The 26929-nt window shown below is 71.1% G+C and carries 22 protein-coding genes; 2 read left to right on the forward strand and 20 right to left on the reverse strand.

From position 1 onward, the window contains the following. Positions 1-94: 94 nt before the first annotated feature. Positions 95-592, forward strand: coding sequence for a MarR family winged helix-turn-helix transcriptional regulator (locus tag OGH68_RS14505; protein WP_264244175.1), 498 nt, complete (start codon positions 95-97; stop codon positions 590-592). Here the strand turns inward: OGH68_RS14505 and OGH68_RS14510 are convergent. The 16 genes from OGH68_RS14510 to rsmI form a co-directional block, all read right to left on the reverse strand. Next, positions 551-1333 (reverse strand): response regulator transcription factor, encoded by a 783-nt coding sequence (locus OGH68_RS14510; protein WP_264244178.1) that lies wholly within the window; start codon positions 1331-1333, stop codon positions 551-553. The genes OGH68_RS14505 and OGH68_RS14510 overlap by 42 nt on opposite strands. 326 nt (positions 1334-1659) lie before the next feature. Continuing rightward, entirely contained in the window at positions 1660-2772 is a 1113-nt protein-coding gene (gene galK / locus OGH68_RS14515) for a galactokinase (RefSeq protein WP_264244181.1), read from the reverse strand. After that, positions 2769-3737 carry a UDP-glucose 4-epimerase GalE gene (gene galE, locus OGH68_RS14520; RefSeq protein WP_264244184.1) on the reverse strand — a complete coding sequence of 323 codons (969 nt, stop codon included), beginning with the start codon at positions 3735-3737 and terminating at the stop codon, positions 2769-2771. Before galE ends, galK begins: the two co-directional genes overlap by 4 nt. Beyond that, on the reverse strand, positions 3738-4778 hold the full coding sequence (gene galT / locus OGH68_RS14525) for a galactose-1-phosphate uridylyltransferase (RefSeq protein WP_264244186.1): 1041 nt from the start codon (positions 4776-4778) through the stop codon (positions 3738-3740). It lies immediately after the preceding gene. 226 nt (positions 4779-5004) lie between these two features. Continuing rightward, complete coding sequence (locus OGH68_RS14530) at positions 5005-5691, reverse strand: response regulator transcription factor (protein ID WP_264244188.1); 687 nt, start codon at positions 5689-5691, stop codon at positions 5005-5007. Positions 5692-5964: 273 nt separating this feature from the next. Further along, the gene (locus OGH68_RS14535) at positions 5965-7815 is read right to left on the reverse strand and encodes a PQQ-binding-like beta-propeller repeat protein (protein WP_264244191.1); all 1851 of its coding nucleotides are present in this window, start codon (positions 7813-7815) and stop codon (positions 5965-5967) included. 55 nt (positions 7816-7870) lie between these two features. After that, the gene (locus OGH68_RS14540) at positions 7871-9682 is read right to left on the reverse strand and encodes a PQQ-like beta-propeller repeat protein (RefSeq protein WP_264244193.1); all 1812 of its coding nucleotides are present in this window, start codon (positions 9680-9682) and stop codon (positions 7871-7873) included. Positions 9683-9749: 67 nt separating this feature from the next. Then, entirely contained in the window at positions 9750-11351 is a 1602-nt protein-coding gene (locus OGH68_RS14545) for a PQQ-binding-like beta-propeller repeat protein (protein WP_264244197.1), read from the reverse strand. Positions 11352-11602: 251 nt separating this feature from the next. Further along, entirely contained in the window at positions 11603-13417 is a 1815-nt protein-coding gene (locus OGH68_RS14550; protein ID WP_264244199.1) for an ABC-F family ATP-binding cassette domain-containing protein, read from the reverse strand. A 43-nt stretch (positions 13418-13460) separates the two neighbouring features. Continuing rightward, positions 13461-14774, reverse strand: coding sequence for an acyltransferase family protein (locus OGH68_RS14555; protein ID WP_264244200.1), 1314 nt, complete (start codon positions 14772-14774; stop codon positions 13461-13463). Between the two features lie 222 nt (positions 14775-14996). Then, on the reverse strand, positions 14997-15896 hold the full coding sequence (locus OGH68_RS14560; RefSeq protein ID WP_264244203.1) for a 4-(cytidine 5'-diphospho)-2-C-methyl-D-erythritol kinase: 900 nt from the start codon (positions 15894-15896) through the stop codon (positions 14997-14999). Beyond that, positions 15893-16753: a 16S rRNA (adenine(1518)-N(6)/adenine(1519)-N(6))-dimethyltransferase RsmA gene (rsmA, locus tag OGH68_RS14565; RefSeq protein ID WP_264244205.1), complete on the reverse strand. Its 861-nt coding sequence runs from the start codon at positions 16751-16753 to the stop codon at positions 15893-15895. Before rsmA ends, OGH68_RS14560 begins: the two co-directional genes overlap by 4 nt. Continuing rightward, positions 16750-18042, reverse strand: a complete 1293-nt coding sequence (locus tag OGH68_RS14570; protein WP_264250084.1) for a resuscitation-promoting factor — start codon at positions 18040-18042, stop codon at positions 16750-16752. Before OGH68_RS14570 ends, rsmA begins: the two co-directional genes overlap by 4 nt. A gap of 355 nt (positions 18043-18397) precedes the next feature. Beyond that, positions 18398-19297 carry a TatD family hydrolase gene (locus OGH68_RS14575; RefSeq protein ID WP_264244208.1) on the reverse strand — a complete coding sequence of 300 codons (900 nt, stop codon included), beginning with the start codon at positions 19295-19297 and terminating at the stop codon, positions 18398-18400. 33 nt (positions 19298-19330) lie between these two features. After that, on the reverse strand, positions 19331-19813 hold the full coding sequence (locus OGH68_RS14580; protein ID WP_264244210.1) for a hypothetical protein: 483 nt from the start codon (positions 19811-19813) through the stop codon (positions 19331-19333). Between the two features lie 130 nt (positions 19814-19943). Next, positions 19944-20831, reverse strand: a complete 888-nt coding sequence (gene rsmI, locus OGH68_RS14585) for a 16S rRNA (cytidine(1402)-2'-O)-methyltransferase (RefSeq protein WP_264244212.1) — start codon at positions 20829-20831, stop codon at positions 19944-19946. 53 nt (positions 20832-20884) lie between these two features. Here rsmI and OGH68_RS14590 point away from each other — a divergent pair, with 53 nt between their 5' ends. Next, on the forward strand, positions 20885-22615 hold the full coding sequence (locus OGH68_RS14590; RefSeq protein ID WP_264244214.1) for a dolichyl-phosphate-mannose--protein mannosyltransferase: 1731 nt from the start codon (positions 20885-20887) through the stop codon (positions 22613-22615). A 115-nt stretch (positions 22616-22730) separates the two neighbouring features. On the opposite strand, the gene OGH68_RS14595 is transcribed toward OGH68_RS14590, so the two are convergent. The 4 genes from OGH68_RS14595 to OGH68_RS14610 form a co-directional block, all read right to left on the reverse strand. Next, positions 22731-23081, reverse strand: coding sequence for a hypothetical protein (locus tag OGH68_RS14595; RefSeq protein ID WP_264244216.1), 351 nt, complete (start codon positions 23079-23081; stop codon positions 22731-22733). Between the two features lie 376 nt (positions 23082-23457). Next, positions 23458-24570 (reverse strand): HTTM domain-containing protein, encoded by a 1113-nt coding sequence (locus tag OGH68_RS14600; protein ID WP_264250085.1) that lies wholly within the window; start codon positions 24568-24570, stop codon positions 23458-23460. A gap of 52 nt (positions 24571-24622) precedes the next feature. Next, positions 24623-25207, reverse strand: coding sequence for a DUF5819 family protein (locus tag OGH68_RS14605; protein ID WP_319020206.1), 585 nt, complete (start codon positions 25205-25207; stop codon positions 24623-24625). Between the two features lie 354 nt (positions 25208-25561). After that, complete coding sequence (locus tag OGH68_RS14610) at positions 25562-26884, reverse strand: ice-binding family protein (RefSeq protein WP_264244219.1); 1323 nt, start codon at positions 26882-26884, stop codon at positions 25562-25564. Positions 26885-26929: the final 45 nt, after the last annotated feature.

Raw genomic sequence — 26929 nt, forward strand, 5'->3', positions numbered from 1 at the left:
GAACGTGCTCCGGGCCGACCATGCCCAATAGTCCAGGAGACTATATCTTGACGTCAAGAGACTTCATGTCGACAGACCCTCTACACTGATCGCTATGGAGGACGAGGTCGATCGACTGGTCGCAGCATGGCGCCGTGAGCGCCCGGACCTCGACGTGGAACCGCTCGAGGTGCTCAGCCGCGTCTCCAGACTCGCCCGCCATCTCGACCGCGCCCGGCGCATCGCCTTCTCCGAGCACCAGCTCGAGCCGTGGGAGTTCGACGTGCTCACCTCGCTGCGCCGCGCCGGGGCGCCGTACCAGCTCTCCCCCGGCCAGCTGCTCACCCAGACGCTGGTCACTTCCGGCACGATGACCAACCGCATCGACCGCCTCGCCAAGAAGAACCTGGTCGAGCGGCTGCCGGACCCCAGTGACCGGCGCGGGGTCCTGGTCCGCCTGACCCCCGAGGGCCGCGACCGCGCGGACCAGGCGCTGGCCGGACTGCTCGCCCAGGAGCGCGCGATCCTCTCCGAACTCTCCCGCACCCAGCGCGCGGAACTGGCCGCGCTGCTACGCCAGCTGACCGCCCCGTTCGACAACATCCCCGGTTAGGTCGGCGGGCCCCACACCGGCCCGGCGGGCCAGGGCGACGGCGGCGAGGGTGGAGTGGACCCCCAGCTTGCCCAGCACGTTCTGCATGTGCGTCCGGACGGTGTGCGGGGACAGGAAGAGGCGCTCGGCGACGGCTTTTCGCCCCAGGCCCGCGACCATGCAGCGCAGCACCTCCTGCTCACGCGGCGTCAGCGACTCCACCAGCCGTTCGCTCTCGGTGCGGTGCTTGCGGGCCGCCGTCATCTCGCGCAGCACGCCGGTCAGCAGAGCCGGCGCGATGTGCGTCTCGTCGCGCAGCACCCCGCGGACCACCGCGAGCAGGCGCTGCAGCGAGCAGTCCTTGGCCACCCAGCCGCAGGCCCCCGCCTGGAGGGCGAGCGCCGCCCGGCGGGCGTCGTCCTTCTGCGCGAGGACAACCGAGCGCAGCGCGGGCTGGAGCGAACGGACGCCCGCGACCAGCGAGATGCCGTCGACGAACCCGTCCGCCGCGCCGTCGGGCACCGCACGGGCCACCGCCACGGAACGGGGCGGCGGCACCGCGGCGGCGGCACCCAGGTCGGCGTCGACCAGCATCACGTCGAATCTGCGGCTCTCCGCCGCGGCGCGCTCCAGGCAGCGCAGCGCCGCAGGGCCACTGCCGGCCGCGGCGACCTCGACATCGGGCTCCGCCGCGAGGGCCGCGGCGAGCGACTCGGCGAAGATCCGGTGGTCGTCGACGACCAGGACCCGGATACGGACCACAGGACACCCCCAGTCTCGGAGGACAGCCGGCACGGGCACGCCGCCCGGGAGACCGAGGGTCCAGCACATCGCCCGGCCGCCGCCGTGCTGTGACTGATACCCGCGCCCCGGGCGCCGTACCCGGCTGTTTCGCCCCCTGATCAACACCGGCCCCCACCGGTGCTGTGGTTCAGAGTACGGACGCGGGGCGGCCCTGGAAGGTGATTCGCAGAACTGATCGCGGGCGGTGTGCCTGGTGTGACCCCTGTGCCGACTGGGGCGAAGAGCGGCGCCTCACGGCAGCCGTCGGTGCCTCACGCCGGCCGCGCGCACCGAGCCCTGGCGCCTCACGACAGCCGGCGCGCACCCTCCGACGGTGTCGCGGTGAAGACCCGCGGCGGCTGGAGCGAGGACGCCTCGAACGCCGCCAGCACCGACTTGGTCACGGTCGGCGCCTCGGACGTCTCCGTCAGCACGATCGCCGAGCCGCCGAAGCCGCCGCCCGTCATCCGCGCGCCCGGCGCACCGGCCGCCAGTGCCGTGTCGACGACGAGGTCCAGCTCCGGGCAGGAGATCCGGAAGTCGTCCCGCAGCGAGGCGTGCCCCTCGGTGAGTACGGGCCCGATGGCCCGGACGTCACCCGCCTCCAGGTGCGCGATCACCCGCTCCACCCGGTGGTTCTCGGTCACGATGTGCCGCACCAGGGGCCGTACCTCGGGGTCGTCGATCCGGGCGAGGGCCTCGTCCAGCGCGTCGTACGGCACGTCCCGCAGCGCGTCCACGCCGAGCGCCGCCGCCCCCGCCTCGCAGCCGGCGCGCCGCTTGCCGTACTCGCCGTCGCTGTGGGCGTGCTTGACGCGGGTGTCGACGACGAGGAGTTCCAGGCCGTGCGCCGCCAGGTCGAAGGGGATCTGCCGCTGGGAGAGGTCACGGGTGTCCAGGTACAGGGCGTGGCCCTCGGTGCAGCAGGCGGCGGCCGTCTGGTCCATGATCCCGGTCGGGGCACCGACGTAGACGTTCTCCGCGCGCTGGCACAGACGGGCCATGCGCCACCGCTCCAGGCCCAGTTCGTACAGATCGTTGAGGGCGAGGGCGGTGACGACCTCGATCGCCGCGGAGGAGGAGAGACCCGCGCCGGTGGGTACGGTCGACTCGTAGTGGATGTCCGCGCCGCCGACCCGGTGACCGGCGTCGCGCAGCGCCCACACGACACCCGCCGGGTAGTCGGTCCAGCCGCCGGGACCGCCGGGGGCGAGGTCGTCGACACGCTGTTCGACCGGGCCGCCCTCCATGTCCGCGGAGGACAGCCGCAGGACGCCGTCGTCGCGGCGGGCGACGGTCGCCACCGTGGTGTGCGGCAGCGCGAAGGGCATCACGAAGCCGTCGTTGTAGTCGGTGTGTTCACCGATCAGATTCACCCTGCCCGGTGCCGCCCACACACCCTCGCCCTTGGAACTCATGACCCGTTCTCCCTCCTGCGGGCGAATGCCCAGGCGTCCGACACGATGCCGGCCAGGTCGGCACGGCTCGGCTTCCAGCCCAGGCGTTCCTGGGCCGTCGCCGCGGAGGCGACCAGTACGGCGGGGTCGCCACCCCGGCGCTCCGCGACCACCTCGGGCACCGGGTGGCCGGTGACCGAACGGACGGTCTCGATGACCTCCCGCACCGAGAAGCCGTTGCCGTTGCCGAGGTTGCAGATCAGGTGCTCGCCCGCCGTGGCGGCGTCCAGCGCGAGGAGATGGGCCTCCGCCAGGTCGGCGACGTGGATGTAGTCGCGTACACAGGTGCCGTCCGGGGTCGGGTAGTCGCCGCCGTAGACTGAGATCGACTCGCGCCGGCCGAGGGCGACCTGGAGGACCAGGGGGATCAGGTGAGACTCGGGGTCGTGGCGCTCGCCGCAGTCGCCGTAGGCGCCCGCGACGTTGAAGTACCGCAGGGACACCGCCGCGAGCCCGTGGGCCGCCGCCTCACCGGAGATCATGTGGTCGACGGCGAGCTTGGAGGCGCCGTAGGGGCTGGTGGGCGCGGTGGGGTCGGACTCGGTGATCGGGGTGGAGACGGGCTCGCCGTAGGTGGCGGCGGTGGAGGAGAAGACGAGCGTGCGCACACCGGCGGAGCGCATGGCGGCGAGCAGTTCCATCGTGCCGCCGACGTTGTTGGCCCAGTACTCCTCCGGCTTCGCGACCGACTCGCCGACCTGTGAGAAGGCGGCGAAGTGCAGCACGCCGTCGTACGAGGCGTCCAGCCACCTGGCGGCGTCCTGGATGCGGCCCTCTATGAACTCGGCGCCCGCCGGGACTCCTTCCCGGAAGCCGGTGGAGAGGTCGTCCAGCACGGTCACCCGGTGACCGGCCTCCAGCAGATGCTGCGCCACCACACTGCCGACGTATCCCGCACCGCCGGTGACCAGGTACTTGTTGCCCACTTAGCTCGCTACCTCTCGCAGTCGCCGCGCCGCGGCCTCCGGCGGCACATCGTTGATGAACACACTCATACCGGATTCGGAACCCGCGAGGAATTTCAGCTTTCCGGCAGTGCGGCGGATGGTGAAAAGCTCGAGATGGAGACCGAAGGCGTCCCTGCCCTCGCCGGTGAACGGCGCCTGGTGCCATGCGGCGATGTAGGGCGTGGGCGGTTCACCGGGGCCGAAGATCCGGTCGAAGCGCCTCAACAGTTCCAGATAGATCTGTGGGAACTCTGTGCGCGCCGCGTCGTCGAGGCCCCTGAGGTCGGGCACCCGGCGCTTGGGGTGGAGGTGCACCTCGTACGGCCAGTGCGCCGCGTACGGCACGAAGGCGATCCAGTGCTCGCCCTCCAGCACCACTCGTGTGCCCTCCTCGCGCTCGCGGGCGACGATGTCGTCGAAGAGGTTTCGGCCGGTCTCGGCGTGGTGGGCGGCGAGGGAGCGGAGCATCAGTGCGGTGCGCGGAGTCACGAACGGATAGCCGTAGATCTGCCCGTGCGGGTGCCCGAGGGTGACGCCGATCTCCGCGCCGCGGTTCTCGAAGCAGAAGACCTGCTCGACCTGGGGCAGTCCGGCGAGCTCCGCGGTGCGGTCCGTCCACGCCTCGAGGACGAGGCCGGCCTGCGCCTCCGTGAGGTCGGCGAAGGAGGCGTCGTGGTCGGGGGTGAAGCAGACGACCTCGCAGCGGCCCGCGTCGCCGGCCAGGGAGGGGAAGCGGTTCTCGAAGACGGCTACGTCGTAGTCGTCGGCCGGGATCTCGCTGAGCCGGCCGTCGCGCGAGGGGCAGAGCGGGCATTCGTCGGCCGGCGGGTGGTACGTGCGGGTCTGGCGGTGCGAGGCGATCGCGACGGAGTCGCCCAGCAGCACGTCGCGCCTGATCTCGGCGGTGGTGGCGACGGCGTCGAGGGGGCGGCGGTCGACTGCGTCGCGCACGGCGTCGTCGCGCGAGTCGTAGTAGAGCAGCTCCCTGCCGTCGGCGAGCCGGGTCGACGTCTTCTTCACACGGAGCTCCCTCAACCACTCCCATTCCAACAGAACCGAACACAAGAAAGCACAAGGCAACAGATGGAGTCAATGCGAGGGGGCCACGGAACCGCTTGCGCACCCGGCCGCTGCTGCGCCCGTCCGTCAGAGAGCCGGGCCGCCATCTCCGCCGGGCCGTTGCCATGCCGGGCCGTTGCCATGCCGGGCCGTTGCCATGCCGGGCGGCCTTCTCCGCGGGCCGTTGCTATGCCGATCCGGGCCGCGTCCCGTACGCCGCCCGGTCGAGCAGGCCGGTCCGGGCGGCCAGCGCCGCCGCCTCCAGCCGGGAGCCCACACCCAGCTTCATCAGCACCCGCTGCACATGCGTACGGGCCGTGCTCGGCGCGATACCCATGCCGACGGCGATCAGCCGGGTGTCCTCGCCCTCGGCGACCCGCACCAGAACCTCGACCTCGCGCGGCGTCAGCAGCCGCAGCAGCCGCCGGCCCTCGTCGTCCGGCTGGGCGGCCGGGTTGAGCAGCTCCTCGAAGGCGCCCTGCAGCAGCTGCGGCGCCACCACCGCCTCACCCGCCCGCGCCTTCACCAACGCCCGCTCGACGCCTTCGATGCGCTCGTCGTGCCGCACGTACCCGGACGCGCCGGCGGCGAACGCCGCGGCTATCCCCCGGGGGCTGGGCACCGGGCCGAGCACCACCACCGCCACCTGCGGCCGCTCCCGCTTGATCCGTACGACCGGGTCGAAGGCGCCGGGCTCCGCGGGCGTCGCCGTGCCCAGCAGGCACACCTCGGGAGACCTGGCGATCACCAGCTCGGCCGCTCCGGCCGCGGGCGCCGCCGCCGCGAGCACCCGGTGGCCGCGCAGTTTCAGCGCGGAGGCGAGCGCCTCGGCGAGCAGTCTGTGGTCGTCGACCACCATGAGCCGAACGCCCATAGAGCAACCCCCGTCCCGCTGGAGTCGGCCCCCTGGCCCTCCCCGATACCCCGTCAGTCCCGGCAAGCTACACGCTTGTTCGACGCTGCGCGCCCCTAACTCCACAGAAGCCCCCCAGAATGCCGAATTCCTCACCAAACAGGCCCACTTGCTGTACAACGCGGGAGCGAACGGCACGGCAACGGAAGCAGCAGGGGAAGCAGCAACGGCAACGGCCCGGTCCCTCGCCGAAGCGATGGACCGGGCCGCGGTGTGCTGCCTGTGGCGGGGCCGTCAGCCCTTGGGGCCGAAGGAGATCGCCAGGTACTTCGACGAGCTGGTGCTGTCCTTGTCGGGCTCGCTCAGGGTGTCGTCCGCGATGAACAGACGCCCGTTCCTGAAGTGGTACTCGGAGCCGGTCTCGACGAAGCTCGTCTCCGCGTCCCGCACCGTCTTGTCGGACGGGTTCACCAGCAGGACGGTCTCCTTGAGGGTGGCGCCGTTGATGCTGACGACCTGGCCGCCCTTGTCGTACGGGGGCCACTTGTAGGCGATGATGTTGCCGCCGTCCATGCGCAGCGGCAGCGAGTGGTAGCCGTCACCGGCGTCGGCGCGGCCGGGGACGGCCTTTCCGGTGGCGAGGTCGAAGGCGACGATCTCGTTGGTGCGCGAGTACGACTCTCCGGTGCCCTCGTGCTCCTCCGTCGGCAGGTAGAGCCGGTCGTTGCCGACGACCACGAACTGGCAGCCCTCGACGCCGTCGCTGGCCGAGCACCTGGCGAGGTACTTGTCGCCCGGCGCGGCGATCCTGGCCCGCAGCTTTCCGGTCTTGACGTCGATCGAGAAGAAGTCCGAGATGCCGAACATCCCCGTGTCGCCGACGTCGGCCGCGACGACCAGCGGGTCCGAGGAGACGACCCGTGCGTCCTCGACGCCCTCGGGCATCTTGAACGAGGAGAGCGGAGTGCCGTCCTCGGGGTTGAGCGCCTGGATGGTCACCTGCGGGTCGTCGTACGAACCGCAGCGGCGCACCGCGATGAGCGCCTTGCCGCCGCCGTAGCCGATGTCCTTGCACTGCTCGGCGTCGACGGTCGGCTTCCAGCGGACGGCGCCGGTGGTCAGGTCGAAGGCGGCGCTGCCGCCGACGTAGCCCGCGGCCACCGTGTTGCCGCTGATGGTGACCTGGTCGAAGCGGGCCTTGCCGTCACCGCTGGAGCCGCCGGTGACGGACTTGCTCCACAGCAGCTTGCCGGTGGCGAGGTCGACGACGCCGACCTCGGAGCACGGCGGGTAGCCCTTGTCGCTCTTGGCCCGCTTCTTGGCCTCGAAGACGACCGCCGTCTTGTCGTCCTCCGTGGTCCGGCGGGAGGCGGCACAGACCTGGCCGGGCAGCGGCAGGCTCCAGAGCTTCGAGCCCTTGGCGGCGTCGTACGCGTCGATGGTGTTCACACCGGTCTTGACATACGCCCTGTCGGTGACCCAGGAGCCGGGCACGCCGGTCACATCTATGCGCGGCGGCAGCGGCAGCTGGAAGGCGACCTTGGACGCCGGGTCGGCGGGGGCCTTCTCCGTGCCCGGGCCGTCGGGGGCGGCCTGCTCCTCCCCACCCTTGCTCTCCCCTTCCTTGCCGCCCGTGCCGTCCGAGCTGTTCTTGGCCTGGTCCTGCTTGCCGCCGTCGTCCTTGGTGGCGGAGTACCAGAAGCCGCCACCGATGATCAGAACGATGGCGAGGCACGCGGCGACGACGATCTGCAGCTGCGTCTTGTTCAGGAAACCGCCGCCGCCCTCCGCCCGGGCCGGCTGCGCCTGCATCGGCTGGGTCGGAGCGCTGTAGGCCGGCTGGCCGGGCGCGCCCTGCTGCGGATAGCCGTAGGGCGCGCCCGGCGGCGGGCTCTGCGGCGCGGTCTGCGGGTACCCGTAGCCGGGCCCGGCCGGTGGCTGGGCCTGGGGCGCCTGCGGAGGCGTCTGCGGGTAGCCGGGCGGCTGGTTCTGCGGGGGCGGCGGGGTGCCGTACCCGCCGGCCGGCTGCTGGGGCTGGTCCTTCGAGAGCCCGTAGCCACTGCCCGGAGGCTGGTTCGGAGGCTGGTTCGGCGGCTGCCCCGGCGGCGGGCCGGGCGGCTGGTTCGGTGGTGGCGGCTGCGTCATGGCGTGGTTACCTCTGGGGAAAGGAAGGTGGGTCCTGCGGCGGCGGAGGAGACGGTCACTGACCGAAGCCCATCATGGTCTTCGTCTCCTTCTCCTCCTTGTCGTTGGACGCGCTCACACGACCGCTGGCGATGAAGAACCGCCCGTCGGCGAACGCCATCTGCGGCGAATAGAAGGAGTTCTCGATCTCGGCGGTCGAGGCCGGGTGCTGGAGCAGCGTCTTCGGCGCACCGCCGGTCGGTGCGACGGTGGCCACCCCGCCGCCGGCGTCGTACGAGGGCTGCATGTAGACGAGGACGTTGCCGCCCTCCATGCGCAGCGGCGTCATCTTGCGCTCACCGCCCGCGGGCGCGCGCCATGCCTCCTTGCCGGTGTCCAGGTCGAAGGCGACGAGTTCGTTGGCCTTGCCGTACTCGGTCTCCGTGGCCATGTAGAAGTGCTTCGCGTCGGCGGCGACACCGGTGCAGCCCTCCAGGTTCTCCCCGAAGATCACGAACGCGCCGCCGCAGCGCGGCTGGAACTTGTCGTTCTTGCCGCCCGCGATCTGCGAACGCAGCTTGCCGTTGTCGGTGAGCGCGATGATCGACCACTTCTTCTCCGGCTCACGCTGGGTGATGGAGACGACCAGCGGGCTGACGGAGTAGACCTTGCTGACCTCCCAGCCCTCCGGCGTGTTGTACGTCCACTGGGGCTTGCCGGTGGCCGGGTCGATCTGCTGGATCTGGTGCTTGGGCTTCTCCGGGTCGGAGTCGCAGCGGGCACCGGCGATCAGCTTGGGCCCCCCGGCGAACGCGAACGGCTCGCAGCCGCTCTTGGGCTTGCCGAAGAGCTGCTTGCCGGTGGCCAGGTCGAAGCCGTACGAGTTGCTGCCGCCGCCGACCGCGAGGGTCTTGCCGGAGATGGACAGGGTGTAGTCGGCGAGCGAGGCGAAGATGCCGGACGGCTTGGGGATCTCCTTCTTCCAGCCGGCCTTGCCGGTCTTCATGTCGATCATCTGCAGGTCGTTGCACTTGGCCTTGTCGGTGAGGCCGTTCATCACCCCGACGACGATCTTGCCGTCGGCGGAGGGCTGCACCGCCGCCGAGCACACCTCGGCGGGCAGCGGAACGCTCCACTTCTTCGTGCCGTCGGTCACCGAGTAGCCGGCGACCTCCCGGTACATGGCCTTGACGACCGTGTCGCCGGTCACCCACGGGCCGAAGACGTCGGCGCCGTTGCGGGGCAGGTCGGTGTCGTTCTTCGTCAGGAAGAGGACCTTGGCCTCGCCGTCCTTGCGCCCGGCGTTGAGGTCGTCGTTGCCCTCGCGCCCAGTGCCCTCACCGTCGCCCTGGTCGACGGTGGCGGAACCGGTCGGCTTCGGGTCGTCGCTGGACTTGCTGACGCTCGGCTTGTCGTCCTTCTTGTCGTCGCCGCTCAGGGCGAACCAGGTGCCACCGCCGACGACGAGCAGCGCGGCGGCCGACGCGGCCACGATGATCCCCGTCCTGCCCTTGAAGAAGCCGCCCGCGCCGCCGCCCCCCGGGGCCGGCGCGCCCGGGTACTGCGGCTGCGTCGGGTAACCGCCGTAGGGGCCGGGCTGGTTGTACGGTCCGGCCGGCTGGTTGTACGGCCCCGGCGGCTGGCTGTACGGGCCCGGCTGGCCGGGAGGCTGTTGCGGGTAGCCGTAGCCGGGCTGGGCCGGGGGCTGCTGAGGGTAGCCGTAACCGGGGGCCGGGGCGCCGGGAGGTGCCGCCGGCGGCGGCGTCTGCGGCGGGCCCTGCGGGGCGGGCGGCATCTGCGGCGGCTGGGGCTGCTGGGGAGCTCCCTGCTGGGGATCCTGTGGGGCTCCGAAGCCTCCCTGCGGGGGCTGGTTCGGCGGCTGCGTCATGGCGTACTACCTCATGGGTGGGAGATGCGAGTAGGAGTTGGGGATGTCCGGATGACCCAGACCGCGTTCATCTGCCGAAAGCCGTCATGGTGTTCGTTTCGTGCTCCTCCGAGTCCCTGAGCGAATTGACCAGAGGAGCCAGGAGGAAGAGCCGGCCGTCGGCGTAGACGGCTCGTGCCTGGTGGAAACCCTCGGCGTCCGTCTTCGGGAGCTTGAGCAGCACCTTCCGCTCACCTCCCGCGGGCGCGATCGTCGAGACGGCGCCTCCGGCGTAGGGAGAAGGCCCGATGTGGTGGACGACGGTGCAGTCCTCGGCCCGCATCGGCAGCATCGTGCGCTCCGGCCCCGGCGAGGACCGTCCGGTGGCCTTTCCGGTGTCCAGGTCGAAGGTCACCACCTCGTTGGTGGTCGTGCCCTCGGTGGCCAGATAGGCGGTGGAGGAGTCCGCGGCGGCGCCCGCGCACCATCCCTGGATGTCCCCGAGGAGCTCGATCGCTCCGGTGCTGCTGCACTTCGTCTCGAAGGTGTCCTCGCCGAACGGGATGCGGGAGCGCAGCCTGCCGTCGTCCGTGAGGGCCAGGACCGTGCGGTCGGTCACCGTGCCCTCCAGGTCCTCCTTGTGCGCGAAGAGGACGACGGGATCGACCGAGAAAACCTTGTCGACCTTCCAGTCGGGTTCCAGCCGGTAGGTCCACCCGGCTGCTCCGGTGGCCGGATCGACCTCCTGGAGCTCCTGTCCGACGACCTCGTCGCCCTGCGGGACGCACTCCGCCGCCGCGATCAGCCTGCTGCCGCCGGCGAATCCGAAGCGGGCGCAGCCCGAGGCGGGCTTGCCGAAGAGCTGCCGGCCGTCGGAGACGCCGAAACCGAAGGAGGTGTCGAAGCCGGACACGGTGACGGTGCTGCCGCTGAGAGCGAGGACGAAGTCGGAGACTCCGCGCGGTGCCGGCTGTTCGGGTACGGGCTTGCGCCAGCCCGCCTTGCCGGCCCTGGCGTCGATCATCCGAAGGTCGCCGCAGACGGACTTCTCGGTGTAACCGTCCATCACGCCGACGACGATTTTGCCGTCCGGTGAGTGCTGCGGCGCCGCCATGCACAGCTCGGAGTCGAGCTTCACGCTCCACTTCTTGGTGCCGTCGGTCACCGAGTAGCCGGCGACCTCCCGGTACATGGCCTTGACGACGGTGTCGCCCACGACCCACGGCCCGAAGGCGTAGGCGCCGTCACCCGGCAGGTCCGTGTCGTTCTTGGTGACGAAGAGGACCTTGGCCTCGCCGGGCTTGCGCTGGGCGTTGAGGTCCTCCTCCGCGCTCTCGCCGCCGGGCCCGCCGGTGGTGTCGGTGGTGGCGCCGGACGACGCCGCGAAGCCGGCCTTGCGGCCGTCGTCCCCGTCGCTCAGCGCGAACCAGGCGCCGCCGCCGACGACGAGGGCGGCGGCGGTCACCGCGGAGACGACGATCCCCGTCCTGCCCTTGAGCAGGCCCTGGGCATCACCGCCACCGGGCCCCCGAACACCCTGGTCCAGGGGCGGATACGGCGGGTCGGCGGGTTGCTGCGGAACGGTCGGCGGCAGCGGGTGCCGCCCCTGCGGGGCGGCCGGCGGACGACCGGTCGGATGCGGAGCGCCCCGGTCCTGCGGCCACGGCGGAACACGCGGCGGCTGCCCCATTTGCGCTTCCCCCTTCGTACGGTCTGCTGCCCGGACGAACTCCCCCGCTCCCCCGGCAAGCGCATCGACCGGAAGGAGTGAATCGGACATGAACCCCGTTGTTGTACCTCAGTCGAGCGGGCCTTCTTTGTATCACCCGTGACGAAGGCGGAGCGGGCTCGGTCCGTCCCTGTTCCCAAGGGAGGACCGGGCCGTGATGGGGTTGTTACGCGCTCCCACGGCTTCTCTACGGGCCGGCCGGGGCGCTCGAGTCAGGCGCCTTCCGCCAGTTCGAGCCACCGCATCTCCAACTCTTCGCGCTCACCGACGAGTTCACGGAGCTCCGCGTCCAGTTTGGCCACCTTCTCGAAGTCCGTTGCGTTCTCGGCGATTTGCGCGTGCAGCTTGCTCTCCTTGTCGGAGACCTTGTCGAGCTGCCGCTCGATCCGCTGCAGTTCCTTCTTCGCCGCCCGGGCGTCGGCCGCCGACTTCTCCTTGACCGCCCCGGGCGCCCGGGCGGCAGGCGGCGGGGTCGCCGGCACGGCGGCCTCGACCATCCTGGCCCTGCGCTCCAGGTACTCGTCGATGCCGCGCGGCAGCATCCGCAGCGTGCCGTCGCCCAGCAGCGCGAACGTACGGTCCGTGGTCCGCTCGAGGAAGAACCGGTCGTGCGAGATGACCACCAGCGAACCGGGCCAGCCGTCGAGAACGTCTTCCAGCTGGGTCAGCGTCTCGATGTCGAGGTCGTTGGTGGGCTCGTCGAGGAACAGTACGTTCGGCTCGTCCATCAGCAGCCGCAGCAGCTGGAGCCGGCGCCGCTCACCGCCGGAGAGGTCGCCGACGGGCGTCCACTGCTTCTCCTTGCCGAAGCCGAACTGCTCGCACAGCTGGCCCGCGGTCATCTCCCGGCCCTTGCCGAGATCCACCCGGTCACGGATCTGCTGGACCGCCTCCAGCACACGCAGCGCCGGCGGGAGTTCGGTGACGTCCTGCGAGAGGTAGGCGAGCCGTACGGTCCTGCCGACGACGACCCGGCCCGCCACCGGCTGCTCCTCGCCCTGGGAGAAGGCCGCCCCGGCGAGCGTGCGCAGCAGCGACGTCTTGCCCGCGCCGTTGACACCGACCAGGCCGACGCGGTCGCCGGGGCCGAGCTGCCAGGTCAGATGCTTCAGCAGCACCTTGGGCCCGGCCTGGACCGTCACGTCCTCCAGGTCGAAGACCGTCTTGCCGAGACGGGCCGAGGCGAACTTCATCAGCTCGGACGTGTCACGCGGCGGCGGCACGTCGGCGATCAGCTCGTTCGCCGCCTCGATGCGGTAGCGGGGCTTGGACGTACGGGCGGGGGCACCGCGCCGCAGCCAGGCCAGCTCCTTGCGCATCAGGTTCTGCCGCTTGGTCTCCTCGGTCGCGGCGATGCGCTCGCGCTCGGCCCGGGCGAAGACGTAGTCGGAGTAGCCGCCCTCGTACTCGTACACGTCACCGCGCTGCACGTCCCACATCCGGGTGCAGACCTGGTCGAGGAACCAGCGGTCGTGGGTGACGCACACGAGTGCGGAGCGCCGCGCCCTCAGGTGCTGCGCCAGCCAGGCGATGCCCTCCACGTCGAGGTGGTTGGTCGGCTCGTCGAGGACGATCAGATCCTGCTCGGCGATCAGCAGCTTGGCCAGCGCGATACGGCGGCGCTCGCCGCCGGACAGCGGGCCGATGACGGTGTCGAGCCCCTGCGGGAAGCCGGACAGGTCGAGCCCGTCGAACAGCCCGGTCAGCACGTCGCGGATCTTGGCGTTGCCCGCCCACTCGTGGTCCGCGAGGTCGCCGATGACCTCGTGCCGGATGGTCGCCTCCGGGTCGAGCGAGTCGTGCTGCGTGAGCACGCCGAGCCGCAGCCCGCCGCTCTGGGTGACCCGGCCGGTGTCGGGCTCCTCCAGCTTGGCGAGCATCCGGATGAGGGTGGTCTTGCCGTCGCCGTTACGGCCGACGACGCCGATACGGTCTCCCTCCGAGACGCCGAGGGAGACCCCGTCGAGCAGGGCGCGTGTTCCGTACACCTTGCTGACTGCCTCGACATTGACCAGGTTGACGGCCATTTCTCTCCTGACAGGGGGAACGATCGACCTCCCAGCCTACTTGTCAGGCGCGGCTGCCCCGTCCGGCCCGTTCCACCAGCAGCCAGCCGCCGAGCGCCATGGCGACGGCGGCGGGGGCGCTGACATGCACGGCGACCAGCATCGCCGTCCTGCCCTCGAGGAGCCCGCCGAAGCCGACCATGGACAGGCCGAGGATGCCGAACAGGCAGAGCGTGATCCCCGCGGCGGCGACCGGCCCGGTGCCGCAGACCGGGGCGGCGCTCCGGTGCGCGGGCCGCTCGAAGCGCCGGAACGCGGCGACCAGCAGCGCCGTCACCCCCGCCGCCGCGGCGAGGCGCAGCGGCACCTGCGCCCACCAAGCGGCCGTCGCCGGCTCCGGCAGCGCCAGACCGGCGGCGATCACCGCCCCGTAGACGCCCAGCATCGCGGTGAGGTGCCACAGGAAGGCGGTCATGGCGATCCCGTTGGCGGCCACGACCCCCTGCCAGACCCGGGCCCGCCGCGCGAACCGTGTACCGGGGCCCTTCAGCAGCTCCACCGCGCCGACCAGCCACAGCCCGTGGAACAGCAGGGCGAGCGTCGGCGGTGCCATGTTCGAGATCTTCTCGCCGGGCATTCCGACCATGGAGAGCGGATAGGGACCGACGGCGACCAGCGCGGCGGCCCCGGCCAGACCGGTCGCCGCGAGTGCGGCGGGCATCCGGATACGGCCGTCGGCACGCAGGAAGCCCAGCTGGTGGACGGCGAGCCAGACGAAGGCGAAGTTCAGGAACTCGACGAAGGGGACTCCCGCGGCGAACCGCAGCCCGTCGACGGCGGCGGCCGCCCCGACGAGCCCGCCGAAGGCGCCCCAGCCCCATCGCTCGTGCAGCGTCAGCAGCAGCGGCGTGAACGCGACCATCGCGAGGTAGATCCCGATGAACCACAGCGGCTGCGTCACGAGCCGCAGCGCGACGCCCGTCATCCCGCCGCCCCCGCCGAGCAGCTGCACGACGAGCGCTGCGGCGCCCCAGACGAGGACGAACGCCATCGTCGGCCGCAGCAGCCGCTGAAGCCGGGCGCGCAGGAACACGGAGTAGACGGACCGGTCCGGGTGCAGACGGCGCAGCGACCGGTAGGAGAGGGCGTGCGAGAAGCCGCCGACGAAGAAGAAGACGGGCATGACCTGGAGGGCCCAGGTGAACAGTTGCAGCTCCGGCACGACGGCGAGCAGGTTCCCGACGCCGTCGCCGGTGACGGCGGCCATCAGCCAGTGCCCGCCGACGACGGTCCCGAGCGACGCGACCCGCAGCAGGTCGACGTACCGGTCGCGGGTGTCCGGGGTGGCGGCGGCGAGCTCACGAGCGCTTGTTCCCATGGGGGTACGGTGCCGGGCGGTGCGTGGCGGCGGGAGAGCGCTCGTACTCAGGTCTGCGCCTGAGTACGCGACCGGGTGGCACCTGCGGCGGGCTTGCCCCCCTCCCCGCGGGGCTGCTGTGCAGCCCGCCCGGCGATCGAGGGCACGGCCGAAGGCCGTACGGGTCCGGGCGGAGCCCGGTTTCGTGAAGGGGCGGGGAGGGGAACAGCCCCGCGCAGCGGCTCAGGCCGCGACGACCCTCGCGCCCGCCGCCGGCGCCCCCGCCACCCGCGCAGCCCGGCACGTGCCCGACGCGAGCAGCGCCGACGCCACCGCCTCCGCCGCGTCCTCGTCCTTGACGAGGAACGCCGTCGTCGGGCCCGAGCCCGAGACGAGCGAGGCGAGCGCGCCCGCGTCGGCGCCCACGGCCAGCGTGTCCGCGAGGGACGGGCGCAGGGACAGGGCCGCGGGCTGGAGGTCGTTCGAGACGGCGTCCGCCAGCGCGAGGACGTCGCCCGTGCGCAGAGCGTCCAGCAGCGGCGGGGAGGCGACCGGGTCCGGCACGCTCACGCCCTCGTTCAGCCGGTCGAACTCCCCGTACACCGCGGGAGTGGAGAGTCCGCCGTCCGCGACCGCGAACACCCAGGAGAAGCTGCCGCCGACCTCGAGCTCCGTCAGCCGCTCGCCGCGCCCGGTGCCGAGCGCCGCTCCGCCCACCAGGCTGAACGGCACGTCGGAGCCCAACTCGGCGCAGATGGAGAGCAGTTCCTCGCGGGACGACCGAAGGCCCCACAGCGTGTCGCACGCGAGCAGCGCGCCCGCGCCGTCCGCGCTGCCGCCCGCCATGCCACCGGCGACGGGGATGTCCTTGGCGATGTGGATGTGGACATCGGGTGCGATGCCGTGGCGGGCCGCGAGCAGTTCGGCGGCGCGGGCGGCCAGGTTCGTACGGTCCAGGGGCACCTGTTCGGCGTCCGGCCCGGCGCAGGTGATCGTCAGCGACGGGGCGGGGCGCACCGTCACGTCGTCGTGGAGCCCCACCGCGAGGAAGACGTTGGCAAGGTCGTGGAAGCCGTCGGGCCGGGCTCCGCCGACCGCGAGCTGGACGTTGACCTTGGCCGGTACCCGTACCGTGACACTCACTGCTTCGCCTCCGCGATCCGTGCGAACTCCTCCACCGTCAGTGCCTCGCCCCGCGCCTGCGGCGACACGCCTGCCGCGACGAGCGCGGCCTCCGCCGCGGCCGGTGAACCGGCCCAGCCCGCGAGCGCGGCCCGCAGGGTCTTGCGTCGCTGTGCGAAGGCCGCGTCGACGACGGCGAAGACGTCGGCCTTGGAAGCGGTCGTCGCGACCGGTGCGGGACGCCGCACCAGGGACACCAGCCCCGAGTCCACATTCGGCGCGGGCCAGAAGACGTTGCGGCCGATCGCGCCGGCGCGCTTGACGTCGCAGTACCAATTGGCCTTCACCGAGGGGACGCCGTACACCTTGTTCCCCGGCCGGGCGGCCAGCCGGTCGGCGACCTCGGCCTGGACCATGACCAGGGTGCGCTCGATCGTCGGAAAACGGTCGAGCATGTGCAGGAGCACCGGGACGGCGACGTTGTACGGCAGGTTCGCGACGAGCGCGGTCGGCGGCGGTCCCGGCAGTTCCCGCACGTGCATCGCGTCCGAGTGGACCAGCGAGAAGTGCGAGGCCCGCTCCGGCAGGCGTGCCGCGACCGTCGACGGCAGCGCGCCGGCGAGCACGTCGTCGATCTCGACGGCGACGACCCGGTCGGCGGCCTCCAGCAGCCCGAGGGTCAGCGAGCCGAGCCCGGGGCCGATCTCGACGACCACGTCGTGGGGCTTCACCTCGGCCGTGCGGACGATCCGGCGGACCGTGTTGGCGTCGATGACGAAGTTCTGGCCGCGCTGTTTGGTGGGACGTACGCCCAGCGCGGTGGCCAGCTCGCGGATGTCGGCGGGGCCGAGGAGTGCGTCGGGATCAGTGGTGCTCACCGATACAGCCTACGGCCGCAGTGGGGCCACGGACTCGCCCCCCGCTGCACATAGAGCTTCTTCGCCCGGTACGTCTGCTCCTCGGCGGGCGCGTCCTGGGGGCGTCCGCTGCCGCCGAGCGAGCGCCAGGTCGCGGTGTCCAGCTGGTACAGGCCGCCGTAGGTGCCGGAGGGGTCGACGGCGCCGGGCCGTCCGCCCGACTCGCAGGCGGCGAGCGCGCTCCAGTTCAGGCCGTCGGCGCCGCGTACGGAGGACGGCAGTTGCCGGGTGCCGGTCCGCACCTGCTCGGCGACGGGTTCGCGCACCACTTCCTCTCCGACCCGCCGCGGCTTCTGGCGTACGCCGTTGACCGTCCGCAGGGCGTAGGTGACCCGGCGCACGCCCGGCTCGCCCTGCCGTACGACGATCTCGGTGCCGGCGAACAGCGCGGGGTCGCGGGTCCTGACCACGTCGAAGGCGATGGGTTCCTCCTGTACCTGCCGGCCGTCGCTGATCCGCATGACGGTGACGGTCTGGCCGTCGCGCGGGAATCCGGCGAACGCCACGGACGTGGTGTCCCGGCCGCGCAGCTCGATCCCCGCCTCGGCGAGCGCCTCGCGCACGGTGGCGGCGTTGGTGCGGATGGTGCGTTCGTGTCCGTCGGCCATGAACGTGACGGCCCGCTCGGTGCGCACGTCCATGGTGAGGCCGGTCCGCGGGATCGGGGTGGAGCGCGGAACGGAGAGGTACGCGCCCTCCGCGCGGACCCCGTATTCGCGCAGCGCGCCCTCCACGGTGCGGGCCGTCGTCCATACGCGGATCCGGCGGCCGTCGAGGGTGAGCGTGAGCGGTCTGCCGTAGCGGACGGTGATCTCGTCCCCGCTGTCGAGCGCCGCGCCGGCGTCCGGGGCGACGACGTCGTGCGCACGCAGGTCCAGGCCCTCCTCGTCGAGGAGTTCGCGTACGTCGTCGGCGAAGGTGTGCATGGTCCGCGGGACGCCGTCGACGGTGAGGCGGACCACCTTGTCGTCGGCGACGAAGGCGGACGTGCCGCCGGCGAGGAAGGCGACGACGAGGGCCCGCGGGACGAGGCGGCGCAGGGCCTCCGGCCGCTGCGCGGACCGGCGGCGCCGTGCCCCGCGCCGTGCCGCCCGGGGGCCGGGGCTGCCGGGCCCCGGGACGTCGTCCCCGCCCCCGTCGCGCCGGCGGGTCTCGCCCGCCGCGTCTCCCGCCGTGGGCGGCATCCGCGGCGTCCGGGCGGGGCCGGTCTCCATGACGTCCAGGTACGGCACGGTCGGCGCCTGGGCCATGGCGTGCCGGCGGTGCCACGCGCCGCTGCTCCCGGCATCGTCCCGCAGGGCCACGTACGGCACGGTGGGCGCGTAGGCCGCCGCGAGCCGTGTGTCCACGACCGCGGGCTGCTGCACCGTACCGCCGTACGGCGGGGCGGGCGGCGGCGCGGCCGCATCGGGCGCGGCCGGCCGCGTATCCGCGCGTCGCGTGGCGCGCGACGCGCGGTGACTGCCCTGCGAATTACTCACGCTCACGACGCTCCGTAAGGTCCGGTCAGCCAAGTGGCAACGGACAGTAGCGGAGTGGGGGTCACTCTCCAAAGCAACGCGTACACACAGAGTGGCGAGGGCGGGCGACCCGCCCCCGATCCGGTCAGTAGCCGAATGCGCGCGCGGTATTGGCCGCGATCGCCCCTGCCAGGGCGTCCTCGTCCATCCCCTTGACCGCCGCCATCGCGCGGAGCGTGACGGGAATGAGATAAGGGGCGTTGGGCCGTCCGCGGTACGGCGCCGGCGTGAGGAAGGGCGCGTCCGTCTCGACGAGCACGAGTTCCGCGGGCGCCACGGCGAGCGCGTCGCGCAGCGGCTGGGCGTTCTTGAACGTCACATTGCCCGCGAACGACATGAAGTAGCCGGCGGCCGCGCAGACTTCCGCCATCTCGGCGTCGCCGGAATAGCAGTGGAACACCGTGCGTTCCGGTGCGCCTTCCTCGGCCAGAATACGCAGCACATCCGCGTGCGCGTCGCGATCGTGGATGACGAGCGCTTTTCCGTGCCGCTTCGCGATCTCGACATGGGCGCGGAACGAGCGTTCCTGCGCGGCGATTCCCTCGGGCCCGGTACGGAAATGGTCGAGTCCGGTCTCGCCGACGGCCTTGACCTCGTCGAGGGCCGCCAGTCGGTCGATCTCGGCGAGCGCGTCGTCGAGCGCGGCGTCCCCGCCCGCGTCCCGCGCCCCCTGCCGCGACCAGCCTCCCCCAGCCCCAGGGGGCTGGGAGGTGCCCCCATGGTCCCCCAGGACGATACGCGGCGCCTCATTGGGGTGCAGGGCCACCGCGGCGTGCACGTCCCGGTGCGCGGCGGCGGTCTCCGCCGCCCAGCGGGAGCCCTTGATGTCACAGCCCACCTGGACCACGGTCGTCACACCGACCGCGGCGGCCCTGGCCAGGGCCTCCTCGACCGTGCCTTCCTGCATGTCCAGGTGGGTGTGCGAATCGGCGACCGCGACACCGAGCGGTTCGGGCAGCGGCGGCGGGGCGGATTTCGAACTCATGGGCGCGATCCTACGGAAGTCGCGCCCGGCGGCTCATTTGCGGTGGTGGAAGGGGTGCAGCAGATCGGAGAGGTGCCAGTGGCGGGCCTCAGGCGCGGCTTCCGTCTCGTCCCGGCGGCCCTCCATGGTCGACCCGCCCGCGGTCGCCTGGTCCAGGGTCGCCCCCGTCGGCGGCGGCGCGGACGTGGGAGGAGGCGTCACCGGGGCCACCGGACCCGCCGGGGACACGGACCAAGGCGAGTTGGGGTCCGTATCGGTGAGCCCCATCAGGGTCCGCACCGTGGAAACCCGTCCCGCGCGCATGATCCGTACGACATGTCCGCCGCAGTTGCCGCAGGTCGGGCTGGACAACGGCGACGGGACCCGCCGCCCGTCCGCCTTGTAGACGACGAAGTCCGCGCCCGCCGGGTCCGTGTGGTGCTCGATTTCGTACGACTGTTCCCATCCGTGCCCGCATCGCATGCAGGCAAAGGAATACGCCTCGTGGACCTTGGCGGTGCCTGTGGTCTCGCTCATGCCAGCTCCTCTCCACCTGGGTCCAGTGGACGCCTTTTCGGGCGGGAGCGCATCAGTTCCTGTCGATTGATTGTGAAGCCTTTGGATTATCCATACACAGGAGGGCGGGACACGGTCCGCGCTTTGCTTTTCACGATAGACCTTTACCTTCTCCCGACGCCGGTCGAGCCGCGTTCTTTGCCTCCACGACCGCATCGAACACCTCGCGTTTGGGAAGGCCCGCCTCGGCGGCGACGGCCGCGATGGCCTCCTTGCGCCGCTCGCCGGCCTCTTCCCGCACCCGCACCCTCGCCACCAGTTCCGCGGCGTCCAGTTCCTCGGGCCCGGTCTCCGGCGCGCCCTCGACGACGACGGTGATCTCTCCGCGTACGCCCTGTGCGGCCCAGGCCGCCAGTTCGCCGAGGCCGCCGCGCTTCACTTCCTCGTACGTCTTGGTCAGCTCACGGCACACGGCGGCCCTGCGGTCGGGGCCGAAGACCTCGGCCATCGCGGCGAGCGTGTCGTCGAGCCGGTGGGGGGCCTCGAAGTAGACGAGCGTGCGGCGCTCACGCTCGACCTCGCGGAGCCTGCCGAGCCGCTCGCCCGCCTTGCGCGGCAGGAAGCCCTCGAAGCAGAAGCGGTCCACGGGCAGCCCCGACAGGGCGAGCGCGGTCAGCACGGCCGACGGGCCGGGCACCGCGGTGACCTTGATGTTCTGCTCCACTGCGGCGGCGACAAGCCGGTAGCCGGGGTCGGACACGGACGGCATGCCCGCGTCGGTCACCAGCAGCACCCTCGACCCGCCGGCCAGCGCCTCCACCAGCTCGGGCGTCCGGGCAGCCTCGTTGCCCTCGAAGTAGGAGACGACCCTCCCCCGGGTGTGCACGCCCAGTGCCTGGGTGAGCCGGCGAAGCCGCCGGGTGTCCTCGGCGGCGACGATGTCGGCGCCCTCGAGTTCGGCGGCGAGCCGGGGCGGTGCGTCCGCCACGTCGCCGATGGGGGTCCCTGCGAGTACCAGCGTTCCAGTCACACACGCCATCCTCCCAGGACGGCGAGCACCGATGGCGCAGCCGTGTTCCTTACGATGGCGCGGTGACCAGTACCGCGCCACAGCCCCTGCGGGGCAAGGACGACGCCGACCAGCAGCCGCCCGGCTGGGAGCACCGGCTGCGCCGGTTCGGCTACACGCCCCGGCCAGTGATCGGGCTGCGGGACCGCCTGGTGCCGCCGTACGTCCGGCCTTCACGGCAGGTGTGGGCGGTGTTCGGCATCCCGCCGAGTGCCGTCGGGCCGCTGCTGCGCGTCGCCGCGTGGGGCGGGCCGCTGCTGGTGGCCATGGTCGCGGGGGTGCTGCGGTTCTGGAACCTGGGGCGGCCCCACGCGGTGATATTCGACGAGACCTACTACGCCAAGGACGCCTGGGCGCTGATCAACCAGGGGTACGAGGGCAGCTGGCCCAAGGACATCGACAAGTCGATCCTCGCCGACCCCTCGGCGGTCACGATCCCCACCGACCCCGGGTACGTGGTGCACCCGCCGGTCGGCAAGTGGGTGATCGGCCTCGGCGAGAAGATGTTCGACTTCACGCCCTTCGGCTGGCGGTTCATGGTCGCCGTGCTCGGCACGCTCTCGGTGCTGATGCTCTGCCGTATCGGTCGGCGGCTGTTCCGCTCGACGTTCCTCGGCTGCCTCGCCGGTCTGCTGCTGGCGGTGGACGGTCTGCACTTCGTGATGAGCCGCACGGCGCTCCTCGACCTGGTGCTGATGTTCTTCGTGCTGGCGGCGTTCGGGGCGCTGGTCGTCGACCGCGACCGGGCACGGCTGCGGCTTGCGGCGGCGCTGCCCGCGGACGACGACGGCACGCTGCGGCCGGACGCGCGGGTCGCGGAGACGCTGCGCCTCGGCTGGCGGCCGTGGCGTCTGACGGCGGGTGTGATGCTCGGTCTGGCGGCCGGCACCAAGTGGAACGGCTTGTTCATCCTGGCGGCGTTCGGCCTGATGACCGTGTTGTGGGACGTGGGCGCCCGCCGCGCGGCGGGCGCGGTCCAGCCGTACCTGGCCGTCCTGAAGAAGGACCTCGTCCCGGCGTTCGTCTCGACCGTCCCGGTCGCCTTCGTGACGTACATGGCCTCCTGGACCGGCTGGCTGGTCACGGACAAGGGGTACTACCGCAACTGGGCCTCCACCGGCGGCGGCAAGGACAGCGACTGGAGCTGGCTCTTCCCCGACTGGTGGCGCAGCTTCTGGCACTACGAGAACCAGGTCTTCGACTTCCACGTGGGCCTGACGTCCGGCCACACCTACGAGTCCAACGCCTGGAGCTGGCTGGTCCTCGGCCGGCCCGTCTCGTACTACTACGAGGACCCGAAGCCCGGTGTCGACGGCTGCCCGAAGGACGCGGTCGACAAGTGCGCCTCCGAGGTCCTGGCCCTCGGCACCCCTCTCCTGTGGTGGGCCGCGTGCTTCGCGATCTGCTACATCGCCTGGCGCTGGCTCTTCCGCCGCGACTGGCGCGCGGGCGCGATCCTGTGCGCGATCCTGGCGGGCTGGCTGCCGTGGCTGCACTACCAGGAGCGCACGATCTTCCTCTTCTACGCGGTCGTGTTCGTGCCGTTCCTGTGCCTGGCGGTGGCCATGATGATCGGCGCGATCCTCGGCCCGCCGGGCTCCGACGAACGCCGCCGCGCGATCGGCGGGATCGGAGCGGGCGTCCTGGTGCTGCTGATCATCTGGAACTTCATCTACTTCTGGCCGATCTACACGGGCACGCCGATCCCGGTCGACGAGTGGCGCAACCGGATGTGGCTGGACACCTGGGTCTAGCCGGGATCAAGGCGGGCACGACACCTCTCGGTGTCGGGCCCGCCTTGGTTGTTGTTGGTGGTAGCCGGGTGTCGTGAGTCGCCCTCTGACGGCCCACAGACGGCCCACCGGCGCCCTAGCGATTGGCCTGCGAAAGCCACACTGCCAGGCGCCGGACCGTGTCCTCGTCCAGCGTTTCAACGAGACTTGCCACGGCAGCGTCATCTTCCGACTGCGTGGTGGATAGCCCCGCGCGGGCGAGTGCGGCAGTCAGTACCTGGTGACGCCGGTCAATGAGTCGTTCCTCACGGGCGCTGCGCTGTCGTTGCTCGACCGGCACCGCTGTCGCGGCCACACCAGGGCCGGGTTCGAGCGTGGCGAGGTGTTGCCATTCGTCACCCATGCCTGATGGGCCCCAGATCTCGGACAGTGGAGCATGCCCGCGTGCCTGCACCGTCCCGATCATGTCGTTAACGGCGTCTTCCACGGGCTCTCGCGCGGGCCCTTCGGCGACGATCCTCCAACCCGGTCTCGCGGCTGGGGTACACCGCGACGAACCGGGGGGAGCCTTCGGGCGGTGCTGGCATACGTGTGCCGGGTGTCATGACGCACTCCTCAGGCGGCCAGTAGGTGCATCGAGACTAGCGACATACCTGATGGCCCGTCAGGCGCTGACGGTCGGGACCCTTGGCGCCAGTGGCCGGGCCGTTGCCTTACGGCTTACGGTGCCTCAGTCGGAGCGACCCAACCCAGTCGTCCGGAAATTGCTGCGGCGGAGTCGGCCGCCCTGGGGACCGACGAAGAAGCAGGCGGTACCGGGGAGCGATTGCATCAGCCACTGCGTATCGTTCTCAACGGGATCGTCACCCAACTCCCGGGGGCGGAATTCCGACCGCTGCGCGGTGGAATGCTACGTCGGTCTCAGCCGGCCGGTCCGGCTGCGGTGGTACGAGGGCGGATTCCGGCCCGGGTGAGGCTCCCGCTCCCGTGACAGCTGTGGGTCGGGGGGTGCACCACCGCAGTCGCCCCAGGGAGCGATAGAAGCGGTCCGGCAGAAACACGGCGTCCGCGACGATCATCGCGCCGGAGAAGATCGGCAGTCCCATGACCACCGCAATATTCACGTGCATGCCCAGCAGCAGGACCAGGACGGGGTATTTGAGCCTGCCGAACAGGACAAACGGAAAGGCGACCTGCACCAGCACCGTCAGATAGCCAACGACTGCAATCAGCACGTGATGACCGTCGATCATCTGGGACAACGCAGGCCAGGGCCGGAACAGGTCGATGTTCAGGACGTAGTGGAGGGCGGTGCCATCGCCCCACTTGACGCCCTGCACCTTGTACAGGCCCGCGCATCCGTAGAGGAAGCAGACCTGGGCGGCGATGACGAACATGCTGCAGTTGTGCAGCACAGTGATCAAGATGATGCGGGCGTCACCGAGCTGGTGCCGGAGACCGCCGCCGAGCCGGCCTGCCGTCTTGCCCGCCGACGCCTGGAGCCGGGTCCTTCGCGCGTCGAGGGACCAACGCCGGCCGCACGCGGTGAAGACGAGGTAGACGGCCATGAGGACCATGAGATTGTCCCCGCCATCCGCCATGAAGATCGCCCTAGCGTGGAACGACACCACCACGACCGCGAACAGCACGGACATCGCCCGGGTGCGCCAGCCCAACAAGAACAGCGCACACGTGACGAGAGCCACGGCGTAGCAGACCTCGAAGTACACCCGGCTGTCGGACAGGGTGAGGACACTGACCCACCCGCTCTGGTCGAACATCTGCCTGGCCAGCGCGGGCGTCCATGGTGAACCTGGGCCCCAGATCTCGTCGCGGTGTGGAAACTCGCGGAGCAGAAAAACGAGATAGAGCAGGCCGTACCCGATGCGCAGCATCGCCGCCGCGTACAAGGAGACCGGCCGCTCGGTCAGGAGGACGAGGAACGCATGGACCCGGGCGAGTACGCGCTGCGACATCCGCACGGCCGCCGGCTCGGTGGCGCGTGGGGGCGCTGCGACCGGTGCCTGCTCAGTCCGTTCCATGCGAGGACACCTTCCACCAAGGCAGATACCGGGTTTCAGCACTCGCGGATGCCGCAGCGGCCGGCCGGAAACCACCCGCTGCGCGGGGCGCGGGGATGGGCTGCGTGATGACCCGCAGTTGGATGGAGTCGAAGGTGCCGCCACGCTGGTCGGCGACACGGTCCGCTGCGATGTTGCGCAGATACTTCTCGATCATCACAGCACGGTGGGAGCGCGGCTGGTTGTCGCCGCCGTGCGTCTTGAGGTAGGAATTCCAAGCCTGGCGCAGCATGTTCTGTGCCGTATGGCTCGGGAAGACGTTGTGCTTGACGGCGGAATTGTCCCTGGCGGTCAGATCGATCCAGCCGCTCACCCGTGTGGTGCCGTCCGGCGCCGTCCGCTTGGTCCTCGCAGAAATCTGCCGGTTAACCGACTGCGGATTCGGGGCGAAGAGCCGCCAGTTCTGCTCGAACACGGGCCGGACCCAGGCGTCGATCTGTCGGCTGTACGCCTTCGAGACGGCATTCGGAGGCGCCACGTGCAGAAACACCAGGAGCACATGGGCCAGAGCCACTGCAAGGCAGAGGGCCACCGCGGCTCCCGTTCCCGCAGCCAGCAGCCGGGGTGGCCCTGAAGTGTCACGAGTCATACGCGGTTCCCCGCCACCGTCCTGTGCTGTCGGCTCAGCGTCGATCCGCCGCGATTCCTTCGCATTCGTCGACTCAACGCCGCCCAGCACGGCCCCCACCCGGCCCTTCCCATCCCGACTGCTCGCACCTGCTTCTCCTGCTTCTCCTGCTTCCGCGGGCGGCGCGCGACGGACTCGACGATCCGACGCGCGCCATCCGTCCCGCTCGCGTGTGGGGTCGACTACTCGTGCGCGCACTACGCCGAGAGGACCCACGCGCGAACCACTGGTCGCGCCGATCGGCGGGGGACGACTCGCTCAGCGTTGAACATGCATTTCTGGACCCTGTGCTTGCCCTCGCACTGCCGGGATGCCCAGGCTTCTCGCCGTATCGCTGTCGCGGTAGCCGCCGTGGTGGTAACCGCCGTAGTCGTAGCCGCCGTGGTGGTAACCGCCGTAGTCGTAGCCACCGTGGTGGTAACCGCCGTAGTCGTAGCCACCGTGGTGGTAACCGCCGTGGTCGTGACCGCCGTCGTCACCGGTCGCGGCATCACCCGTCGCAGCGTCACCCGTCGCAGCGTCACCCGTCGCAGCGTCACCCGTCGCGGCATCACCCGTCGCAGCGTCACCCGTCGCGGCATCACCCGTCGCAGCGTCACCCGTCGCGGCATCACCCGTCGCGGCATCACCCGTCGCAGCGTCACCCGTCGCAGCGTCACCCGTCGCGGCATCACCCGTCGCAGCGTCACCCGTCGCAGCGTCACCCGTCGCGGCATCACCCGTCGCAGCGTCACCCGTCGCGGCATCACCCGTCGCGGCATCACCCGTCGCAGCGTCACCCGTCGCAGCATCACCCGTCGCAGCATCACCCGTCGCAGCGTCACCGGTGGTTGTTGTGGTGGTGCCCGCACACTCCGGCCTGGTGATCCGGTTGGTGTCCAGCGTCACAGCCTCAACCTCGGCGAGCGCGCGGCCGTCGATGGTCGCTTCCGTCGTTACGGTGATCGCTGCCTTGGCCATGATCGTGCCCACGAAGGTGGTGCCGGTGCCGAGGGTGGCCGAGCTTCCGATCTGCCAGAACACATTGCACGGCGATGCGCCGTTGATGAGAGACACGCTGCTGTTGCTCGCAGTCGTCAACGTCGAACCGACCTGGAACACCCACACCGCGTTCGGGTCGCCCTGGGCATCCAGGGTGAGGGTGCCGGTGAGCCCGAGACTGGAAGAGGCTGTGTAGACGCCCGGAACCAGCGTCAAGCCACCGGCATCCGGGGGAAGTGCGCCATTCGATGCCTGTCCGGCGGCGTCGTTGTACGCCGCGACCAGGTCGGTCTTGGCTTGTTGGGCCACAGTGTCCCCGGAGTGCATAGTCCCGATGACCGTACCGGGCGGGAATCCGGAGATGGACGTCCCCGGATGCACTCCGACATCTCCAGTGACCACTGAGGGCCCGGTGTTCGTGACCTCCGCGCCGGCCAGTACCGCGAAGCTTTCCGCGGTACCCAGATTTACAGGTGTTGCTGCATTCGCCCGTGTAGGCGTCACTGCGACTACGGCAAAGGCGACCAGCAGGGTGAGTACCCCGGCGATCCAAGCCGTCATTGTGCGCCGATGCGGCGCATCGGAAATATTCAGTGTCATCGAGGAGCCAACTCCTGTGGGGGTGGTGACGTCCGACGTTCCTCG

This window comes from Streptomyces peucetius (assembly GCF_025854275.1).
In the GTDB taxonomy this organism is placed as follows: Bacteria; Actinomycetota; Actinomycetes; order Streptomycetales; family Streptomycetaceae; genus Streptomyces; species Streptomyces peucetius_A.

Bases quoted from the DNA above. Each gene is read 5' to 3' on its own strand.
- OGH68_RS14505 (WP_264244175.1), top strand. From the start codon at position 95: ATGGAGGACGAGGTCGATCGACTGGTCGCAGCATGGCGCCGTGAGCGC.
- galK (WP_264244181.1), bottom strand. From the start codon at position 2,772: ATGAGTTCCAAGGGCGAGGGTGTGTGGGCGGCACCGGGCAGGGTGAAT.
- OGH68_RS14530 (WP_264244188.1), bottom strand. From the start codon at position 5,691: ATGGGCGTTCGGCTCATGGTGGTCGACGACCACAGACTGCTCGCCGAG.
- OGH68_RS14535 (WP_264244191.1), bottom strand. From the start codon at position 7,815: ATGACGCAGCCGCCACCACCGAACCAGCCGCCCGGCCCGCCGCCGGGG.
- OGH68_RS14540 (WP_264244193.1), bottom strand. From the start codon at position 9,682: ATGACGCAGCCGCCGAACCAGCCCCCGCAGGGAGGCTTCGGAGCCCCA.
- OGH68_RS14545 (WP_264244197.1), bottom strand. From the start codon at position 11,351: ATGGGGCAGCCGCCGCGTGTTCCGCCGTGGCCGCAGGACCGGGGCGCT.
- OGH68_RS14550 (WP_264244199.1), bottom strand. From the start codon at position 13,417: ATGGCCGTCAACCTGGTCAATGTCGAGGCAGTCAGCAAGGTGTACGGA.
- OGH68_RS14555 (WP_264244200.1), bottom strand. From the start codon at position 14,774: ATGGGAACAAGCGCTCGTGAGCTCGCCGCCGCCACCCCGGACACCCGC.
- OGH68_RS14570 (WP_264250084.1), bottom strand. From the start codon at position 18,042: ATGGCCCAGGCGCCGACCGTGCCGTACCTGGACGTCATGGAGACCGGC.
- OGH68_RS14575 (WP_264244208.1), bottom strand. From the start codon at position 19,297: ATGAGTTCGAAATCCGCCCCGCCGCCGCTGCCCGAACCGCTCGGTGTC.
- OGH68_RS14580 (WP_264244210.1), bottom strand. From the start codon at position 19,813: ATGAGCGAGACCACAGGCACCGCCAAGGTCCACGAGGCGTATTCCTTT.
- rsmI (WP_264244212.1), bottom strand. From the start codon at position 20,831: ATGGCGTGTGTGACTGGAACGCTGGTACTCGCAGGGACCCCCATCGGC.
- OGH68_RS14600 (WP_264250085.1), bottom strand. From the start codon at position 24,570: ATGTCGCAGCGCGTACTCGCCCGGGTCCATGCGTTCCTCGTCCTCCTG.
- OGH68_RS14610 (WP_264244219.1), bottom strand. From the start codon at position 26,884: ATGACACTGAATATTTCCGATGCGCCGCATCGGCGCACAATGACGGCT.